This is a genomic window from Pedobacter frigidisoli, assembly GCF_032678525.1.
Lineage (GTDB): Bacteria > Bacteroidota > Bacteroidia > Sphingobacteriales > Sphingobacteriaceae > Pedobacter > Pedobacter frigidisoli_A.
The window spans coordinates 508,447-528,669 of sequence record NZ_JAVTSE010000002.1; the positions used below are offsets into that span (position 1 = coordinate 508,447).

A 20,223-nucleotide genomic window follows, 5' to 3' on the forward strand; every position below is an offset into this window, starting at 1 on the left:
TCTAAAAACCCAATTAACAAGAATACTTTTATTTTTTCGTTAGAAAATTAATGGATATTAACGAATTTATTGTACAGGTCGCACTTCCTGAACATCGTGTATTTGCAGAAGAAATCGTAACCGAGATGGCCGAGTCTGCAAAAGCACGCGGCACCGGCATTGCCAAGCGTTCACCAGACTATGTTGCCAATAAAATGATTGAAGGAAAAGCGGTTATCGCTTTCCACAAGGACGGCACATGGGCAGGCTTCTGCTATATCGAAACCTGGAGTCACGGACAGTTTGTTGCCAACTCAGGTTTGATCGTTTCCCCAAAATTCAGAAAAGCAGGTTTGGCGCATGCCATCAAGGAAAAAGTTTTCGAACTTTCCAGGGCATTATACCCTAAAGCCAAAATATTTGGTTTAACCACCGGCCTTGCCGTGATGAAAATCAACTCTGATCTGGGTTACGAACCAGTTACCTATTCCGAGCTTACCCAGGATGAGGAATTCTGGAAAGGTTGCCAAAGCTGCGTAAATTTCGAGATTCTGAAAATGAAGGAACGTAAAAACTGTATGTGCACTGCCATGCTTTACGATCCGGCTACACAGAAGCACGATGCAGCCAAGCGCTTTGCCGAAGAATTACAAAAGAAACCCAAATTATACGAGCGTTTTATGCGCATAAAGCAACGTTTAGTTGTTAAACCTAAGCCAAAATCAGGCTTAAAAGTATTGATGTTTTTATTTACCCTGTTATTTAATAAATAATGAATTGCCTGTGGATCAATTAAAAACAAAAAGTCCACAAGTCAATTAGAAATATAATTATACCCATATGAACAAAGTAGTTTTAGCTTTTAGCGGAGGTTTAGATACCTCGTTTTGTTGCATTTACCTCGCTCAGGACCGTGGTCTTGAAGTTCATTCAGTAATTGTAAATACTGGTGGTTTTTCTGATGAGGAATTACAGGAAATCGAAAAAAGAGCTTACGCTTTAGGCGTAAAATCTCATGCTGTTGTAGATGAAACTGAAAGTTATTATGACGAATGCATTAAATACCTGATTTACGGAAATGTATTGAAAAACGCTACTTATCCGCTTTCTGTAAGTGCAGAACGTGTTAGCCAGGCAACCGCTATCGCCAACTACGTTAAAAAAATTGGTGCTGATTATGTGGCGCATGGTAGTACTGGTGCCGGCAATGATCAGGTACGTTTTGATATGATCTTTAACATTTTGATTCCGGAAGTGGAGATCATTACGCCAATCAGAGATTTAAAATTATCCCGCGAAGCGGAAATAGAATATTTGGCCGAACATGGTGTTGAATACAGTGCTGCAAAAGCAACGTACTCTATCAACAAAGGCTTATGGGGAACTTCAGTTGGGGGTAAAGAAACGTTAACATCTAACGAAACCCTTCCTGAAAGCGCATGGCCTACTCAGGTTACCGAAACGGAATCCCGTAAATTGGAATTAACTTTCGAAAAAGGTGAATTGGTTGCCATTGATGGTGAAACTTTGGAACCGGTTAGGGCCATTCAAAAACTACAGGCTATTGCTCAGCCATTTGGTATCGGTCGCGATATACATGTTGGTGACACCATTATTGGTATCAAAGGCCGTGTAGGCTTCGAAGCTGCAGGTCCAATTATCATCATTAAAGCGCACCACACTTTAGAAAAACATACATTAACAAAATGGCAGTTAAGCTGGAAAGAACAATTATCTTCTTTCTACGGCAATTGGCTGCACGAAGGTCAGTTTCACGATCCGATTATGCGGAATATTGAAGCTTTCCTTACCGACACTCAAAAAGTGGTAAGCGGTAAAGTATTTGTTGAACTATTGCCTTACCGCTTTCAGATTATCGGAATCGAATCAAACCACGACTTGATGAGCAACAAATTCGGCAGCTACGGCGAAATGAACAATGCCTGGAGTGGTGAAGATGTAAAGGGTTTCTCTAAAATCTTCGGTAACCAGGTAATGATATGGCATAAAGTTAACGGCGAAGAAGCCTAGAGCTGAAAGACTAAATAGGTTGAAGGCGGAAGGATGAAGGTCTCAAATCTAACTTGATACCTGATACTCACTACCTGATACTAAACTCCTATCCATCTACAGAAAATGACAGGACAGATTGTGAATAATAAAATTAAAGCAGGAATAATCGGAGGCGCAGGCTATACAGGCGGCGAAATGCTCCGCATTCTGATCAACCATCCAAATGTTGAAATTGCTTTCGTAAATAGTACCAGTAATGCAGGGAATTTAATTTCTGATGTGCATACTGATTTAATTGGTGATACAGATCTGAAATTTGTAAGCGATATTCCTCAGGATATCGATGTACTTTTCCTTTGTGTTGGCCATGGCGATGCAAAGAAATTCTTAGCGGCTAATCCAATCAATGATAACATTAAAATCATCGACTTATCTCAGGATTTCAGATTAAATGCCAACGCAGAATTTGGCAATCGCGAATTCGTGTATGGTTTACCTGAGTTAAACCGTGATCAGATAAAACCGGCTAACAATATCGCTAACCCAGGCTGTTTTGCAACCTGTATTCAGCTAGGTTTATTGCCTTTAGCATCAAAAGGTTTAATCAAAAGCGAAGTTCACATTAATGCAACTACCGGTTCAACCGGTGCCGGACAAAGCTTAGCAGCAACTTCTCACTTTAGCTGGAGAAACAATAACCTTTCGATTTACAAAGCTTTTGAGCACCAACATCTAAATGAAATTGGTGAGAGTTTATTACAATTGCAGCCATCACTTTCAGAAACTTTGAGTTTCATCCCGCAGCGCGGAGCATTTACCAGAGGTATTTTAGCTGCGATGTATCTGGAGAGTGATTTAACGCTGGACGAAGCGCAAACCATTTATGAAGAATATTACAGTGCTCATCCTTTCACACACGTGAGCCGGAAAAACATCGATTTAAAGCAGGTTGTGAATACCAACAAATCCTTGGTTCACATTGAAAAACATGGCGGTAAGCTGTTTATTATCAGCATTATCGACAACCTGTTAAAAGGTGCAAGCGGACAAGCAGTTCAGAACATGAACTTAATGTTTGGCTTGGAAGAGACAGCAGGCCTGCGTCTAAAGGCCGCGAATTTTTAATAACCCTTTCATGCTGAGGAGCGGATCAGCGGCGCAACCAGTGAACCAAACACCTCGTTCCTCAGTATGATAAAACCCTCAAAAAATGAACTTATTCGACGTTTATCCCCTTAACGATATAGAAATTACAAAAGCATCGGGCAGCAACGTCTGGGATGCTAACGAGCAAAAATATTTAGACCTGTATGGCGGCCATGCCGTTATTTCAATCGGCCACACCAATCCACATTACGTTACCCGCTTAACCGACCAGTTAAATAAAGTTGGGTTTTATTCTAACTCAGTTAAAATTCCATTACAAACTCAACTGGCGGAGAAGCTAGGTGAGGTTTCAGGGAAAAAGGATTATCAGTTATTTTTGGTAAACTCCGGGGCAGAAGCCAATGAAAATGCTTTAAAACTTGCCTCTTTTTATAACGGCAGAAAAAAGGTAATTGCTTTCAGCGGTGCCTTTCACGGTCGTACCTCTTTAGCCGTTGCGGTAACTGATAATCCTAAAATTGTAGCGCCTGTTAACCAGACTGAAAATGTAATCTTCCTTCCATTTAATAATGAAGTGGCTTTGGAAGAAACCTTCCGTGCACAAGGCAATGAAATTTCGGCTGTAATTATCGAAGGTATTCAGGGTGTTGGAGGAATTAAAGAAGCCTCAAAAAGCTTCCTGCAAAAAATCCGTTCCCTATGCGATGAATATAATTCAGTTTATATTGCCGATTCAGTGCAATGTGGTTATGGCAGAACGGGCTTGTTTTACTCGCACGACTATTCGGGTGTTGAGGCAGATGTTTATACCATGGCCAAAGGAATGGGCAACGGATTTCCGATTGCGGGGATTTCAATTGCTCCTAAATTTAAACCATGGCATGGCGAATTGGGTACTACTTTTGGTGGTAACCACCTGGCTTGCGCGGCAGCTTTAGCCGTTTTAGAAGTGATCGAAAAAGAAAACTTAATGAAAAATGCAGAAGAGACCGGAAATTACCTGATCACCGAATTGAAGAAATTCGAACAGGTAAAAGAAGTTCGCGGACGCGGATTAATGATCGGTATTGAATTACCTGAAGAACTGGCACACGTGAAAAAAGAGCTGTTGTTTAAGCATTTCATTTTTACAGGCGAGGCAAAACCAAATGTAATCCGTTTACTGCCAGCCTTGAACTTAACTAAAGCACATGCTGATGAATTCCTGGCAGCATTTGGGAAGCTGGTGAAATAGGCTGAGGGCGGGAAGGCTGAAGGCCAAAAGCCTGGAGGCAAAGCCAAAGGTTATCATTAAAATATTAATTAAGCGGTAACAATCGCATTTTATAAATTTTGAGTGCTCTAAGGTGAGACGGTGGCAAGCCTTCAACCTTTCAGCCCTCAACCTTTAACCTCAAAAAGAATGAAGTTATTCACTTCCGTACACGATGTTCCGAGCATCAAACAATTTGTAAAGGATGCCCTTGACTTAAAGGCAAATCCTTATGCACATCAAAGTTTAGGTAAAAACAAAACCTTAGGCTTGGTTTTCATGAATCCAAGTTTACGTACCCGTTTAAGCACGCAAAAGGCCGCCTTAAATTTAGGAATGAACGTAATGGTGATGAACCTTGATAAAGAGGGCTGGGCATTGGAAACGCAGGATGGTGTAGTCATGAATGGCTCTACAGTAGAGCACATCCGTGAAGCAGCAGCAGTTATGGGCCAGTATTGTGATATTTTAGGCCTTCGCTCATTCCCGAAACTGACCAATCGGGAAGAGGATTACAGCGAAGACTTTTTTAATAAGTTCGTAAAATACTGTGCAGTTCCGGTAGTGAGCTTAGAGAGCGCAACCCGCCACCCCTTACAAAGCTTTGCTGATATTATCACCATTCACGAAACCTGGACTAAACAACCCGACGGGCGCAAACCAAAGGTAGTTTTGGCATGGGCACCCCATGTAAAAGCTTTACCACAGGCCGTTCCCAATTCATTCGCAGAATGGATGTGTAAGGCACAGGAAGAGGGAATGATCGATTTTACCATCGCGCAACCTGAAGGTTATGAACTGGCTGAAGAATTTACGCCTGGGGCAAATATTCAGTATAATATAGAAGAAGCATTGGCAGGTGCCGATTACGTGTATGTTAAAAACTGGAGCAGTTATAAAGAATACGGAAAAGTTTTAACTTATCCTGATGGATGGATGATGAACAATGAAAAGCTGAAATTCACCAACGACGCCAAAGTAATGCACTGTCTTCCTGTACGCCGAGATTTAGAGCTGTCTTCTGAAATTTTAGATGGACCAAACTCGTTAGTGATTCATGAGGCAGGGAATAGACTTTGGGCTGCCCAGGCAGTAATCAAAGCGATGTTGGAGGAAATATAAACGATAAGAATGAACCAACTCACCATCATAAAAATCGGCGGAAACGTCATCGATAACTCCGAAAACCTGCATCAGTTTTTGCTGGATTTCACTGCTTTGCCGGGCGACAAAATCCTCGTACATGGAGGCGGAAAAATCGCTACCGAATTAGGACAAAGTTTGGGCATCGAAGCCAAAATGGTCGAAGGCCGCCGCATTACCGACATTGAGACTTTACGTATCGTAACCATGGTTTATGCCGGCCTGATTAACAAAAATATTGTGGCACAGTTACAAGCCAAAGGCAGCAATGCTATAGGCTTAACCGGCGCAGATGGGAATGTCATCAAAGCCAAAAAACGCCCCGTTAAAGACATTGACTATGGATATGTTGGAGATTTAGATGAACAATCAGTTGCTACATCTACTTTAGATAGCTTGCTTAAAGCGGGATTGGTTCCTGTTTTATGTGCCATTACACACGACGGCGAAACACAGCTGCTTAATACCAATGCCGACACGATCGCCTCTTCAGTAGCCGTAGCCATGTCGGATTTATACGAGACGCGCCTGGTTTATTGCTTCGAAAAAAAGGGGGTACTAAAAGATGTTAACGACGATGCCTCAGTGGTTAGAGAAATTAAAGCAAATGAATTCGAAGGACTCAAAGCGGATGGAACGGTACAGGGTGGGATGATTCCTAAGTTACATAACGCTTTCCAAGCCATAAAAAAGGGGGTATCAGCAGTTTACATTGGCAAAGCAGATGAGTTAGCCGAACTTGCTGAAGGAGTATTCGGAACGAAGATGTTGAAATAGAAAGAAATAACACGCAGATACAGATGAAAAAAATAGCCATAATAGGTAGCGGAAATATCGGTTTATCCTTAGCCAAAGGCCTGATAAAGGCTGATTTTGCAAAGGCTGGAGACATTGTACTTACCCGAAGAAACACCGATCACCTCAAATCCTTTGCGGAGGCCGGATATGTAGTAACCAACAACAACAAACAAGCGGTTACCAGTGCAGATGTGATTATACTTGCCGTTTTACCACAACAGTTAAATACGGTTTTAGATGAAATTAATGATTCTGTAGATCCCGCTAAACATCTGGTTATTTCTGTAATCTCTGGGGTAAGTTGCGCAGCAGTACGCGAAAAACTAGGCGATAACGTGGAAGTGATCCGGGTAATGCCAAATACAGCAATCGCTATCGGGCAATCGATGACCTGCATGGCCAGCGATAATGCCTCGGCTGAAAACATCGCCGATGTAACCAGGATGTTTGAAACTGTTGGTTCTGTGGTTAAAATAAATGAAGATCTTATGACTTCAGCGACGGCACTGTGTGCATGCGGCATTGCATTCTTTTTAAGGGCCATCAGAGCAGCATCGCAGGGTGGTGTTGAAATTGGGTTCCATGCAGATGAGGCGCTCAAAATGGCGGTTCAAACAGCAAAAGGAGCGGCCGATTTACTTTTATTACACGGCACGCACCCTGAATCAGAAATAGATAAAGTAACTTCGCCGAAAGGTTGTACCATTGCAGGCTTAAACGAAATGGAACACAACGGCTTTAGCTCATCGTTAATAAAAGGCATTAAATTATCGGCTTTAAAAGCTGGGAATTTATACACCAAAGAGAGCTAAAAGCAGAAGGCTAAGGCTTAAAGCAAATATAACAGTGGCAAGTTTGAGATGATCTGTCTTAATACTTGATACCAACTACTCAATACTATGTTGTTAGAAAATATAAAAAAAGAAAGCCTGGATTTGTTGCGGCAGTTAATCCGCATCCAGTCTTTTAGTAAGGAAGAAGATAGAACAGCGTACCTGATTGCACAGTTTCTTGAAGAGCGGGGAATTAAAACTCAACGTAAAATGAACAATGTTTGGGCTTACAATAAGCACTTTGATGCCAGTAAACCTACAGTTTTATTAAACTCACACCACGATACCGTTAAACCAAATTCCGGCTATACCCGCGATCCATATGATGCGGCAATTGAAGGTGATAAGTTATTCGGATTGGGCAGTAATGATGCAGGAGGCTGTCTGGTTTCCTTAATTGGTACATTTTTGTACTATTACGAACAAGAAAATTTAAAATACAACATCTGTCTGGCTGCCACTGCTGAAGAAGAAATCTCAGGGAACAATGGTTTAGAACTGGTACTGCCAGATTTGGGAGCGCTCGAATTCGGAATTGTAGGTGAGCCAACAGAAATGAATCTGGCAATTGCTGAACGCGGCTTGCTGGTTTTAGATTGTGTGTCTCATGGAAAAGCGGGTCACGCAGCAAGGGAAGAAGGTGAAAATGCAATTTATAAGGCCCTCAAAGACATTGAGTGGTTCAGAAACTACAATTTCCCAAAAGTATCAGAGGTTTTCGGGCCTCTTAAAATGACCGTAACCATCATTAATGCAGGCTCTCAGCATAATGTGGTTCCTGCAAACTGTACTTTCACCGTGGATGTACGCGTTACGGATGCTTATACAAACGAAGAGGTTCTGGAAATCATCCGTGCAAACGTAGATTGCGATGTTACCCCACGCTCCATTCGCCTGAAACCTTCTTCTATTGATAAAAACCACCCTGTGGTACAAGCGGGTGTGGCATTAGGCAAAACAACCTACGGATCGCCTACCACATCAGATCAGGCTTTACTCGATATTCCCTCTGTAAAATGTGGTCCCGGCTTTTCAGGCCGTTCACACATGGCAGATGAGTTTTTATATGTCAGGGAAGTAGCTGAAGGAGTTGAGGGATACGTAAACATGCTTAAACCAGTGATACAAGGTTAAATACAGAAGATTAAGGCCTTAAATTAAAAATCAAAAATGAAAATCTGGCAAAAAAATATTGATGTAAACAAGTTCGTGGAAAGCTTTACCGTTGGGAAGGATCGTGAACTGGATTTACAAATGGCAAAATTTGATGTTCTGGGATCGCTGGCGCATACACAAATGTTAGAAACAATCAATTTACTCACCGCCGATGAATTAAAAACGGTTCAACAGGAGCTCAAGAATATTTATGCAGAAATTGAGGCCGGGAACTTTACCATTGAAGATACTGTTGAAGATGTGCATTCGCAGGTAGAATGGCTGCTTACACAACGCGTTGGTGAGGCCGGTAAAAAGATTCATAGCGGCCGCTCCCGTAACGACCAGGTGCTCGTTGATTTAAAGCTATTTTTCCGTGCATGCATTGAGGACATCGTTAACCAGACATCTACTTTATTTAATCTCCTGATCGAACTAAGCAATTCACACAAAGATAAACTGATGCCAGGTTATACGCATTTACAAATTGCTATGCCTTCCTCTTTTGGTTTATGGTTTGGCGCATATGCAGAAAGCCTGGCCGATGATCTTGAACTCATGCTCGCGGCATGGAAAATCACCAATAAAAACCCGCTGGGTTCCGCAGCCGGTTACGGTTCATCTTTCCCTTTAAACCGAACCTTAACCACTCAGCTATTGGGTTTCGAAAGCTTAAACTATAACGTGGTTTATGCACAGATGGGTCGTGGAAAAACAGAAAGAATATTAGCACAGGCTATGAGTGCAGTTGCAGCAACCCTGGCAAAAATGGCGATGGATGTTTGTCTGTTCATTAATCAGAATTTCGGTTTTATCAGCTTCCCAGCAGAATTAACCACAGGTTCGAGCATCATGCCACATAAAAAAAACCCCGATGTTTTTGAATTAATCCGCTCACGTTGCAATAAAATCCAGGCCCTGCCAAATGAAATTGCCATGATGATTACCAACCTTCCATCAGGTTATCACCGCGATTTGCAATTGTTGAAAGAAAATCTCTTTCCAGCCGTTACCTCATTAAATGAGTGCCTGGAAATTGCAACCTTTATGTTTCAGAATATTACCATTAAAGATGATATCCTGAAGGACAAAAAATACGATTACCTGTTTAGCGTAGAGGTGGTAAATGATCTGGCGTTACAAGGCATTCCATTTAGAGAGGCCTATAAAATTGTAGGCGAACAGATAGAAAGTGGTACTTTTGCACCATCGAGCCAAATACACCATACACATGAAGGAAGCATTGGTAACCTTTGCAACGAACAGATTTCTGCAGGAATGAAAGAAGTACTCTCTCAGTTTGGTTTCGAAAAAGTGAATAAAGCAATAGAAGATTTAATACGTTAGGTCGTCATTGCGAGGTACGACGTGTCTAACAACAAACATAAATAATATGAAAGTTTCAGTATTGGCCAGTTCCTTAATTGGCTCGGAAATAATAAAAATCGGAAACGAAGTTAATGAGATGAAACGTAAAGGCGCGTCAATCGCTAACTTAACTATTGGAGATTTTGACGCAAACATCTATCCCATTCCAACAGAACTAAAAGCTGGAATTGTAGATGCATATAACGCCAATCAAACCAACTATCCACCTGCCGACGGTGTTTTAACATTAAGAGAAACGGTTTCTGAATTATTAAGTGATAGATTTGGTCTGGAATATAACACCAACAGTATTTTAATTTCCGGCGGTTCCCGTCCTTTAATTTACGCTACCTACTTAGCATTAATTGATCCCGGAGATACGGTAGTTTTCCCTGCGCCATCGTGGAACAACAACCACTATTGCCACCTCACCTCTGCAAAAGCAATTGCTGTTGAAACCGATGCTGCGCATCACTTCATGCCAACTGCAACGCAGTTAAAGCCTCATCTGAAAGGTGCAACATTATTGGCTTTATGTTCACCGTTAAATCCAACAGGAACCATGTTCGATGCGGATTCTTTAGCAGAGATTTGTGATGTTGTTTTAGAGGAAAATGCCTCACGCGGAGCAGACGAAAAACCACTATATTTAATGTACGATCAGATTTACTCGCTTTTAACCTTTGGAAAAGCGCATGTAAATCCTGTTTCATTACGCCCGGCGATGCGTGATTTTACCGTTTTTGTAGATGGTAGTTCGAAATGTTTAGCCGCTACTGGTGTACGTGTAGGATGGGGTTTTGGTCCTGAAGATATCATCAACAGAATGAAAGCCTTAGTTGGACACATGGGCGCTTGGGCACCAAAAGCCGAGCAGGTGGCTATGTCTAATTATTTTAATGATAAAACACAGGTTGATACTTTCTTAACCAGCTTTAAAGCGCAGATTCAGGCTAGCTTAAATGCACTATACAATGGCTTCAATGAATTAAAAAATGAAGGCTTCCATGTGGAGGCTGTTGAACCGATGGGTGCAATTTACCTGACCATTAAAATAGATTACATTGGAAAAACAACAGAAGATGGTCAACTATTAAAAGATAGTGCTGATGTCAATTTCTATTTAATTAAGGAAGCAGGTGCAGCCCTGGTGCCATTCTCAGCTTTCGGAAACGAAGATAGCATGCCATGGTTTCGCGCGTCGGTAGGTGCCTGCACTTTACAGGATATTAAAGACATGCTTCCCAGGATTAAAATTGCACTTAGCAAGTTAAAATAGCAAAAACAAATAAAATCTTGCTGCCGTTGAAAACACACCCGTTTACAATGGCGCTAATAATGAAACCCTAATTTCACATCCATGTTGCTGTGTAACAACATCAACTCAGAAGCATCCCGCCCGAAAGGAAAGGATGCTTTGTTTTTTCATCGGTTTATGTCGTTACGTTAATGTTATTGAAGCCATCCCGTAAAACAGGACTGCAATCGCTTTACCTTGTTTTGCAAACAACATTCGGGGATTTGCATACAATTGCCGCATCCATGATAACGAATTTTGTAGGCGAAGAAAACACTACATCATGGAAATTAAAAAAATCAAATTAGGAAGCAATGGGTTGGAAGTAGCTCAGATCGGCTTAGGCTGCATGGGGATGACCGGATTTCAGGAAGGACACATTTATGGCCCTGCCGATGAGCAGGAAGCCATTGCGACTATTCACAGGTCACTCGAACTCGGTGGAAACTTCCTGGATACAGCCGACCTGTACGGCCCTTTCAAAAATGAGCAGCTGATAGCAAAAGCAATTGCCGGAAACCGGAACCAATATACCATAGCCAGTAAATTTGGTTGGGAAATAGATGATCAGAACCAGGTAACATGGGCAATAAACGGGAAAAAGGAATATGTAAAAAAATCAGTTGAGCGTTCGCTGAAAAATTTAAATACCGACTACATAGACCTGTACTACATGCACAGATTGGATAAAAGTACACCCATTGAAGAAACGGTTGGCACCATGAGTGACTTAGTTAAAGAAGGAAAGATCGGTTATATCGGTTTATCAGAAGTTTCATCTGACACAGTAAAAAGGGCACATGCCATACATCCGGTTACCGCTGTTCAAAGTGAATACTCACTTTTCGAACGAACAGTTGAAGCTCGCGGCGTTCTGCAAACCCTAACTGAGCTGGGAATTGGCTTTGTAGCTTACTCCCCACTGGGAAGGGGCTTCTTAACGGGACAGATCCGAAGCATTGATGATCTGCCTGAGAATGATTTCCGCAGAGCAATCCCACGGTTCCAGGAAGCACATTTTTACAAAAACATAGAACTGGTAAAAGCTATTGAAACGCTTGCTGCTACTAAGGATGTGACACCATCTCAGCTTGCCCTGGCATGGATTATCAATAAAGGTATCCTGCCTATTCCTGGCACAAAAAGGCGAAAATATGTGGAGCAAAACCTGGCTGCTGCCAATATAACTTTAAGTGAAACAGAAATAAATAGTCTCGAAAGCATTATCCCGTTGGGAACCGATACAGGGCTACCTTACGATGAGTTCAGTATGGGACTAATCGATTAAACCACTTTCCATCTGCAGATAATTGTTTGCAGATGGAATACTTCTTTCAGAATGATTAAATTAGCACATATGAATGCCATTGAATCGATTTCACAGTTCCACAGGTTATTATCATTACCCGAACCCTTACATCCTTTGGTGAGCGTGATCAACCTTGATCAATGTACATTTCTGGAAGATGAAATCTGGGAAGGCTTTGTTAACCATTTTTACTGCGTGGCATTGAAAAGAGAGGCAACAGGAAAAATCAGGTACGGGCAGCAGCATTATGATTACGATAAGGGTGTGCTGAGTTTTACGGCACCAAATCAGGTTCAGCAGCTGGATTTACGCAATACCGAATGCGGATCGGGTTATTTATTGATTTTCCATCCCGACTTTTTGCTTAAACATCCGCTGGCGGCCAATATTGGAAGCTATGGCTTTTTTTCGTATGCGGTGAATGAAGCCTTGCACCTTTCAGATGATGAAGAGCATAATCTCATTGCCATTCTGGATAAAATAAACGTTGAATGTGGACATATCGACAGGCATACACAGGAAATCATCCTCTCGCAAATTGAGCTCCTGCTAAATTACTCCAGGCGCTATTACGAAAGGCAGTTCATCACAAGAAAAAACAATAATCACCATTTGTTAATTAGATTTGAACAAATTATGGAGGCTTATTTTTCTGAGCAGACTACCGCAGCAAACGGGCTGTTGACGGTCAATTATGTGGCCGGACAGATGAACCTTACACCAAATTACCTGAGCGACTTGTTAAGGATACATACGGGCCAAAATACACAACAGCATATCCATATAAGAGTAATAGAGAAAGCTAAAGAACAGCTTTCTACCACCAATCTTTCTGTCAGTGAAATTGCCTACAAACTCGGTTTCGAACACGCTCAGTCTTTCAGTACCTTATTCAAAAAGAAAACCAATATGTCGCCGTTGGAATTCAGGCAAACCTTTAACTAAGAGGCGTATCAGATTTCCTTTTTCAAGGCATTGATGGTTTCCATCACGTATTTGATTACCGGATCGTTGAGATCGGGGTTCCGGAGCCGATCTCTAAGCTTGTCGTTCCAATCTACCAATGCATCTTCGGGGGTATCGCCCGAACCGCAAATCCCATTTTGCAAATCAGGACCTAAGACGGCATAATAACTTGCGCCATTTTTAAAGAGCAATGGCCTGAATTCATTTACATACTGCGGCAAACGAAACCGGCTAAACTCGAAGCTGATCTCCTGATCAGGGCGAACACTCATCTGTTCCATAATCATCATTTTGATGAATATACAGCAAACATTAAAACTTGTTTTTCAGATAAGATTAAGTTATTATTAAATCTACATCCGACACGTTATCCGGCCAATACAGCTTTAATTATTTCCCTGTTGGGTTTGGAAACAGGGATTTTCTCTCCGCTGTTCATCAGCAGTACCCCGCCATCTTCTTTTAGCCAGCTTTTTACAAATTTAGGGTTCACTAAGTGGCTTTGATGTGTACGTAAAAAGCCCTGTGGTTTCAGCATATCTGAATATTCTTTTAATGGCTTTGAGATCAGGATCTTTTCCCCGTCCTTTTCTCGAAGTGTAAACAGATGTAAACAATATCTGAGCACCTTTTACAGGTTTGTTATAAATAATGCTATAGCTTACCTTGCTTTTTTGTGGTAACTTATACATTCTTACCTCCAATTTTGTGTTGACGATATTGTAATTCCCCAAGTCCATGGTCAAATAACCTGGAAAATCGCTCGCACTATTCCACGTAAATTTTACCTTATCAGGAATCAATTGATCTTTCAAAAGCACTGTATCATTTTGTATTATTGAGTACCTGTAGAGTTGAATACTATCTTTGTGGATTCTTGTCTCAAGCTCAATCCTCTTTGCCCCCGTTAACAGCGATAGGTTTCCAAACGGAGCGTTATCTAAATTTAAATAGGGAACGACCTTTTTCGTGCCACCATCAACAAGCATAAATACATTGCAATTGGACCATCTCGATAGCAGTGAATAATGCATTGGGTTTCCATATTCGTCAACAAGGTACTTGTTTTTATTCTGTGCACTCAAAATCTGCGTAGTCACCAACAATAAATACAGTAACATTATTTTTTTCATGATGTTATTTTTTTCATAAAGCTGCACTTAATCGCTCAACTTGAAAACCCCAAAATAGTAAATGAAACTTTTAAAACAGTTTTTGATCACTTTGAGGCAGAATTTAGTTTTTATGAAATGCTTTCTTGCCCGAATCCATGACCTGGATAGTCGATTATACCCCGCTCATTTACGCAGGAAAGAGCAATAGGCAAAGCAATTTTTCTTGTCTTATTCAAGTATAAAACATAGTAAACAAATAGCAGTAACATAACTTCTTACTGTAAACTTATTCCAGTATACGACATCACCAATCGGCGCGCACCAGCCACTTTAGTTGACAGGGGATTAATAGTGGCTTAACAGGGGGTTGATAGGGGGTTAGTAGGGGCAAATCCCTGTTAACGTCCTGTCGATCCCCTGTAGATTCCCTGTAAGCACCCCGTGAACAAAGGCTCAACCAGGTATGGATGTTGGCTGCCGCTCACTCTAAAAAGGGTTGGTTTCATGTGCAATCTGTTAATTGGAAAAGGAGAAAAACTTCCGACAAAAAGAGCCCGGGGAAATAACGAATATAATACCTTGCTTTATAGGCAAAAAACTTAAATTTGCGACAATACAAATCAAAATTATCATGAGTTTCAGAATAGAACACGATACTATGGGCGAGGTTCAGGTGCCTGCCGACAAATACTGGGGTGCACAAACCGAACGCTCACGCAACAACTTCAAAATCGGCCCTGAAGGTTCCATGCCTAAGGAAATTATCCATGCTTTTGGTTATTTGAAAAAAGCCGCCGCTTTGGCAAACACTGAACTTGGCGTGCTTTCTGCCGAAAAAGCAGAATTAATTGCTAAAGCTTGTGATGAAATCATTGCAGGAGATTTAGATGATCAGTTTCCTCTGGTAATCTGGCAAACCGGTTCAGGTACACAAAGTAACATGAACGGAAATGAAGTAATTGCCAATCGTGCTCATGTGATTAACGGAGGGGCGCTGGCTGATGATAAGAAAGTGCTTCACCCAAATGACGATGTAAACAAATCACAGTCATCAAACGATACTTACCCTACTGCAATGCACATTGCAGCGTATAAACTTACCGTTGAAAATACCATTCCGGGACTGGAGCAATTGCGTAATGCACTCGCTAAAAAAGTAGAGGAGTTCTCAGGAATTACCAAAACCGGCCGTACCCACTTTATGGATGCTACCCCCCTAACATTAGGTCAGGAGTTTTCAGGTTATGTACAGCAAATCGACAACAGCATCAGAGCAATTAAAAATGCATTGGTAATGGTTGCCGAATTAGCATTAGGTGGTACTGCTGTAGGTACAGGCTTAAACACGCCAAAAGGTTACGACGTATTGGTAGCTAAAAAAATAGCAGAATTAACCGGCCTTCCGTTTGTAACTGCTCCGAATAAATTTGAAGCTTTAGCCGCTCACGATGCCATGGTAGAACTCTCCGGCGCGTTAAAACGCACGGCAGTTGCCTTGATGAAAGTGGCCAATGATGTTAGGATGTTGAGTTCTGGTCCCCGTTGTGGAATTGGGGAGATTGTAATCCCTGATAACGAGCCGGGATCATCAATTATGCCTGGTAAAGTTAATCCAACACAACCAGAAGCATTAACCATGGTTTGCGCACAGGTGATCGGTAATGATGTAGCCGTTTCGGTTGGTGGAATGTCAGGTCACTTCGAATTGAATGTTTTCAAACCTTTAATCGCAGCGAATGTTTTACAATCGGCTCGTTTACTTGGAGACGCCTGTGTTTCTTTCACTGTGAAATGTGCAGAAGGAATTACAGCTAACTTACCAGAGATAGAAAAGCACTTACAAAACTCTCTAATGTTGGTAACTGCTCTAAACCCTCATGTGGGTTATGAAAATGCGGCAAAAATTGCTAAGAAAGCACATAAAGAAAATAAAACATTAAAGGCTGCAGCTGTAGAATTGGGTTTACTAACCAGTGAACAATTCGATGAGTGGGTACGTCCGGAAGATATGGTTGGAAGCCTGAAATAAGCTTTATACAAAGTTGCTAACCCCTGCCTCATCAGGCAAGTGTTAGCAACCTTTATCAAATGAGCTACCTGGATTGTAACACGCGAAATTCGCCATTGAAATAGCTGTTAGCCAACATGGTTTAAATTTGTTAAATAAATATAGGAGATTCACTTATGACAGTATTGTATAGCCTTGTTTCACTTTTATCACCGTTGATTATTTTCATCGCTTGCTGTTATTATATTTCCAAACAAGTAAAAATTGATTCTATTCTAATGTTGATTGGTTCAGGTATTTCAATTTTGATCAGCGTTTTTTATACGGTACTAATGCCTTACCTGATGCAATCACGTAATCTTTCGATGACCGAAACGAGCAGCTATTACAGCATCGCAGGGATCATTGGATTTTTCGGTGGAATCTCTTTTTCAGCTGGCCTTTTGATACTCATTTACAATACCGTAAATAGCTTAACAAACTTCCCTGATTCATTCCCACCGAACGAGTTTAAATAAATATGTCTTCAATTATTAAGTTTGCCAACTTGAAAGCGTTCAATGCAGGTTTCCGGTTGAAGCATTTATTACTCCTGCTTTTGACAACCTCTGTTTTACAGTTTGCCTGTTCCTCCCGTCCAAACATTCAGGGCAAAGGAGAGGAATTTATGCAGGGCATCTGGAACGAAGATTCGGTTGCATTTAGCAATAAGTTAAGTAACTACACCCAGCATCACTTCAGGATCACCTGCGATTCAGTTTACATCGACTTTGTAACCCACAGCAAAACCAATTTTTACGAAGACTCCTGTTACAACCATGGCATCTGGAAAGAATATGCCAAAGGGGTATATGCCGTTCGGGGCGATACCCTATTTGTTGGCGCCACCTTCACCAATGCAAACTATAAGCAAAAGATTTCAGGGTGCTACAGAATCGGGCGATATGAAAAGAATTTCCTGATCAGAAAAAAATCAGCAGATACCCTGGTACTACAAAGCCTGAGCGACCAGAGAGAAATTAAATTATCCTTAAAGGAAAAAGTTACCTGTGTACAAAAAGAATTATAATATGATATTCAAATCAATCAAAAAGAGACTTATTACCGTAGCTACCGCTGGCTTGATAGCCTACCTTCCTCTGCAAGCCAACGCATGGGGTATGATTGGCCACCGCGTAGTCGGAGAAATTGCCGATAGTTACCTGACCGCTAAAGCCCGGAAAGCAGTACAGGCAATTCTGGGATCAGAAAGTATTGCAATGTCGGCTAACTGGGGCGATTTTATCAAGTCAGACTCAACCTACAACTATCTTTACAACTGGCATTTTGTCAATCTTCCAGGCGGACTGGACAAGCAAGGTGTATATAATATTCTGGAGACTGAAAAAGCCCCCAACCTATACAATAAAATCGTTGAGCTAACAGCTGTCCTAAAAAAACCAGGAAGCACAGCGAGCGAAAAACAACTTGCATTACGTATGCTAATTCACATGGCTGGCGATTTGTGTCAGCCCATGCACGTTGCACATAAAGAAGATTTGGGAGGGAACAGGGTTTCAGTACTTTGGTTCAACGAAAAATCCAACCTACACCGGGTATGGGATGAACAGTTGATCGAGTATCAGCAACTAAGCTACACCGAATACACTAAAGCAATCAATCATCCATCAGCTGTTCAACTATACAACTGGAGAAACACAAGCTTAAAAGATTGCATTTACGAGTCTTATCAGGTTTGTTCAAAAATATATGATTATACCAAACCAGATGCTAAGCTAAGCTATCGCTACAATTTCGACTGGGTTGGTACCCTTAATGAACAGTTGTTAAAAGGGGGAGTGCGCCTTGCGCAAATGCTGAACACCATTTACAAATAAGCTTTAAGCCCCTGTTGCTCATCAGCTAATAAACTAAACAGGCTAATCATTTTAATTGTATTTAAGGACTAATAATAAAGATCAGATTTTGAAAATTTTAATGGTTTGCCTGGGTAACATTTGTCGCTCACCACTGGCAGAAGGTATCATGCGACATTTATCGGCTACACAAAACCTGGACTGGGAAATCGCTTCTGCAGGAACAGGAAACTGGCATATTGGTCAAGCCCCGGATCACAGGAGTGTGAAAGCAGCAAAATCCTTTGGATATGATATCAGCACACAACGCGCGCAGCAATTCAACCATTCCATGTTTGCCAGGTATGACCTGATTCTGGTAATGGACAGGAATAACCTGAAAGATGTTCAAAATCTTGCTCAGAATGAAGAAGAGCGCAACAAGGTAAAACTGTTTCTCGACAATGACGAAGTAACCGATCCATACTGGGATGATGCATTATTTAATCCGGTATGCCTGCAGGTTGAAGAGAGATGTAAAGAAATTATCAAACAACTTTCTTAAATTTATCTTTTAAATTATCAAACTAACCAATTATGAAAAACGCAGTTTCTATATGCCTGCTGGTTTGCAGTATCATTCTGTTTCAAAGCTTCATTAACAGTAAAAAAACAGCAAGAATTTTAGTGTTCTCCAAAACCAAGGGATACAGACACAACTCCATAGAGACAGGGAAGCTGGCAATTCAAAAACTGGGTTTAAGCAATAACTTTGTGGCAGATACCACTGAAAATGCTGATGCCTTTACAGAAGAAAATTTAAAGAAATACGCTGCTGTTGTTTTCCTCAGCACCACAGGGGATGTACTGAATGACAAGCAACAGATTGCTTTTGAACGTTATATACAAGCTGGAGGCGGGTACGTTGGTATCCATGCCGCAACAGATACCGAGTACGACTGGCCATGGTACGGCAAACTTGCGGGCGCCTATTTCATTAGTCACCCGGTTGTACAGGAAGCCAGATTCATTGTGAAAGATCACAACCATCCGTCAACAAAATTCATCACCGACTCTGTGTGGATGCATAAAGATGAGTTATACAATTTCAAAAATATCAACCCCGATATCAAAGTACTCATAAATATTGACGAAAGTTCATATACCGGAGGAAAGAACGGACCGAACCATCCATTTAGCTGGTACCACGACTTTGACGGTGGAAGGGCATTCTATACATCCATGGGGCATACTAAAGAAACCTGGACTGAAGATAAATTCTTAAAACACCTTTCAGGCGGGATTGCATATGCCATTGGCAATCAGAAAAAGTTAAACTACAGCAAGGTATCGTCAAATTATTAAATGCGGATTTCTGGTCTGAACAATAAGTAAAAACCTGCGATTGAAACTTGACAGAAAGATATTGATGCTTTCTTTAGTTTGCATGCAACACCACCTGGGCATAGATTCGTTTTTACAAAAATGACAAACCTTTTGTGTCTGATCATGTTGAACCTATACATCAAATCTATAAACATGAAAACTACAACAGTAACATCAGAAATCTTAAATGATCTTGTTCAAATCAATAACGACCGTATTGCAGGTTATGAAAAAGCACGTAAAGAACTAACAGATGCCGACGCTGATTTGAAATCGTTATTCCTAAATATGATTGAAGAGAGTCAGAAATATAAAATGGCCCTTGCAACGGAGATTGCCGCTTCAGGTGAAGATATCGAAACGGGAACAACCACTTCAGGAAAAATTTACAGAGGATGGATGGACGTTAAAGCTTTGTTCACAGGCCACGATCGCCAAACTGTATTAAATAACTGTGAGTTTGGAGAAGACGCTGCTCAAAATGCTTATAAGTCAGCTTTAGAAGAAGAAGAACTTCCTGCAAACATCAGGGCGTTGATTTCTGATCAGAAAGCTTCATTAAGAACTTCTCATGATGAGATTAAAAGATTACGTGATTCACAGGCATAAGCAATAGCCTTAAAATCCCCCATTAAAAAAGCCGCCTGTTTACAGATGAT

22 protein-coding genes are annotated in these 20,223 nt (G+C 41.2%); 19 read left to right on the forward strand and 3 right to left on the reverse strand.

Annotated features, from left to right (window positions below; genetic code table 11):
- Positions 1-50: 50 nt before the first annotated feature.
- From R2Q80_RS07205 to R2Q80_RS07260, 12 genes are all read left to right on the forward strand, one after another.
- Positions 51-752: an N-acetyltransferase gene (locus R2Q80_RS07205; RefSeq protein WP_047799950.1), complete on the forward strand. Its 702-nt coding sequence runs from the start codon at positions 51-53 to the stop codon at positions 750-752.
- Positions 753-819: 67 nt separating this feature from the next.
- Entirely contained in the window at positions 820-2,010 is a 1,191-nt protein-coding gene (gene argG, locus R2Q80_RS07210; RefSeq protein ID WP_316798950.1) for an argininosuccinate synthase, read from the forward strand.
- Between the two features lie 105 nt (positions 2,011-2,115).
- On the forward strand, positions 2,116-3,117 hold the full coding sequence (gene argC, locus R2Q80_RS07215; RefSeq protein WP_316798951.1) for an N-acetyl-gamma-glutamyl-phosphate reductase: 1,002 nt from the start codon (positions 2,116-2,118) through the stop codon (positions 3,115-3,117).
- An 85-nt stretch (positions 3,118-3,202) separates the two neighbouring features.
- The gene (locus tag R2Q80_RS07220) at positions 3,203-4,333 is read left to right on the forward strand and encodes an aspartate aminotransferase family protein (protein WP_316798952.1); all 1,131 of its coding nucleotides are present in this window, start codon (positions 3,203-3,205) and stop codon (positions 4,331-4,333) included.
- A 168-nt stretch (positions 4,334-4,501) separates the two neighbouring features.
- Complete coding sequence (locus R2Q80_RS07225; protein WP_316798953.1) at positions 4,502-5,473, forward strand: acetylornithine carbamoyltransferase; 972 nt, start codon at positions 4,502-4,504, stop codon at positions 5,471-5,473.
- 9 nt (positions 5,474-5,482) lie between these two features.
- The gene (gene argB, locus R2Q80_RS07230; protein WP_316798954.1) at positions 5,483-6,271 is read left to right on the forward strand and encodes an acetylglutamate kinase; all 789 of its coding nucleotides are present in this window, start codon (positions 5,483-5,485) and stop codon (positions 6,269-6,271) included.
- A 23-nt stretch (positions 6,272-6,294) separates the two neighbouring features.
- Positions 6,295-7,104: a pyrroline-5-carboxylate reductase gene (gene proC / locus R2Q80_RS07235; RefSeq protein WP_316798955.1), complete on the forward strand. Its 810-nt coding sequence runs from the start codon at positions 6,295-6,297 to the stop codon at positions 7,102-7,104.
- Between the two features lie 87 nt (positions 7,105-7,191).
- Positions 7,192-8,259, forward strand: a complete 1,068-nt coding sequence (locus R2Q80_RS07240) for a M20 family metallo-hydrolase (RefSeq protein WP_316798956.1) — start codon at positions 7,192-7,194, stop codon at positions 8,257-8,259.
- Positions 8,260-8,295: 36 nt separating this feature from the next.
- Positions 8,296-9,627, forward strand: a complete 1,332-nt coding sequence (gene argH / locus R2Q80_RS07245) for an argininosuccinate lyase (RefSeq protein ID WP_316798957.1) — start codon at positions 8,296-8,298, stop codon at positions 9,625-9,627.
- A gap of 46 nt (positions 9,628-9,673) precedes the next feature.
- The gene (locus R2Q80_RS07250; protein ID WP_316798958.1) at positions 9,674-10,927 is read left to right on the forward strand and encodes a pyridoxal phosphate-dependent aminotransferase; all 1,254 of its coding nucleotides are present in this window, start codon (positions 9,674-9,676) and stop codon (positions 10,925-10,927) included.
- A 301-nt stretch (positions 10,928-11,228) separates the two neighbouring features.
- Complete coding sequence (locus tag R2Q80_RS07255; protein ID WP_316798959.1) at positions 11,229-12,233, forward strand: aldo/keto reductase; 1,005 nt, start codon at positions 11,229-11,231, stop codon at positions 12,231-12,233.
- A 69-nt stretch (positions 12,234-12,302) separates the two neighbouring features.
- Positions 12,303-13,199 (forward strand): helix-turn-helix transcriptional regulator, encoded by an 897-nt coding sequence (locus tag R2Q80_RS07260; protein WP_316799285.1) that lies wholly within the window; start codon positions 12,303-12,305, stop codon positions 13,197-13,199.
- A gap of 8 nt (positions 13,200-13,207) precedes the next feature.
- Here the strand turns inward: R2Q80_RS07260 and R2Q80_RS07265 are convergent, their stop codons facing one another.
- The 3 genes from R2Q80_RS07265 to R2Q80_RS07275 form a co-directional block, all read right to left on the reverse strand.
- Positions 13,208-13,501, reverse strand: coding sequence for a hypothetical protein (locus R2Q80_RS07265; protein ID WP_047800378.1), 294 nt, complete (start codon positions 13,499-13,501; stop codon positions 13,208-13,210).
- Positions 13,502-13,587: 86 nt separating this feature from the next.
- A complete protein-coding gene (locus R2Q80_RS07270; RefSeq protein ID WP_316798960.1) occupies positions 13,588-13,758 on the reverse strand; it encodes a LytTR family DNA-binding domain-containing protein in 171 nt (56 codons plus the stop codon).
- On the reverse strand, positions 13,703-14,353 hold the full coding sequence (locus tag R2Q80_RS07275) for a hypothetical protein (RefSeq protein WP_316798961.1): 651 nt from the start codon (positions 14,351-14,353) through the stop codon (positions 13,703-13,705). The genes R2Q80_RS07270 and R2Q80_RS07275 overlap by 56 nt, the downstream gene beginning before the upstream one ends.
- 613 nt (positions 14,354-14,966) lie before the next feature.
- Here R2Q80_RS07275 and fumC point away from each other — a divergent pair.
- From fumC to R2Q80_RS07310, 7 genes are all read left to right on the forward strand, one after another.
- Entirely contained in the window at positions 14,967-16,364 is a 1,398-nt protein-coding gene (gene fumC / locus R2Q80_RS07280; protein WP_316798962.1) for a class II fumarate hydratase, read from the forward strand.
- A 257-nt stretch (positions 16,365-16,621) separates the two neighbouring features.
- The gene (locus R2Q80_RS07285) at positions 16,622-16,861 is read left to right on the forward strand and encodes a hypothetical protein (RefSeq protein ID WP_316798963.1); all 240 of its coding nucleotides are present in this window, start codon (positions 16,622-16,624) and stop codon (positions 16,859-16,861) included.
- A gap of 2 nt (positions 16,862-16,863) precedes the next feature.
- A complete protein-coding gene (locus R2Q80_RS07290; RefSeq protein ID WP_316798964.1) occupies positions 16,864-17,412 on the forward strand; it encodes a fumarate hydratase in 549 nt (182 codons plus the stop codon).
- A 1-nt stretch (position 17,413) separates the two neighbouring features.
- Positions 17,414-18,220 carry a S1/P1 nuclease gene (locus tag R2Q80_RS07295; protein WP_316798965.1) on the forward strand — a complete coding sequence of 269 codons (807 nt, stop codon included), beginning with the start codon at positions 17,414-17,416 and terminating at the stop codon, positions 18,218-18,220.
- Between the two features lie 88 nt (positions 18,221-18,308).
- On the forward strand, positions 18,309-18,743 hold the full coding sequence (locus tag R2Q80_RS07300; protein WP_316799286.1) for a low molecular weight protein-tyrosine-phosphatase: 435 nt from the start codon (positions 18,309-18,311) through the stop codon (positions 18,741-18,743).
- A 32-nt stretch (positions 18,744-18,775) separates the two neighbouring features.
- Positions 18,776-19,543, forward strand: a complete 768-nt coding sequence (locus R2Q80_RS07305) for a ThuA domain-containing protein (protein ID WP_316798966.1) — start codon at positions 18,776-18,778, stop codon at positions 19,541-19,543.
- A gap of 174 nt (positions 19,544-19,717) precedes the next feature.
- Positions 19,718-20,173, forward strand: coding sequence for a PA2169 family four-helix-bundle protein (locus R2Q80_RS07310; RefSeq protein WP_316798967.1), 456 nt, complete (start codon positions 19,718-19,720; stop codon positions 20,171-20,173).
- The last annotated feature ends 50 nt before the right edge of the window (positions 20,174-20,223 follow it).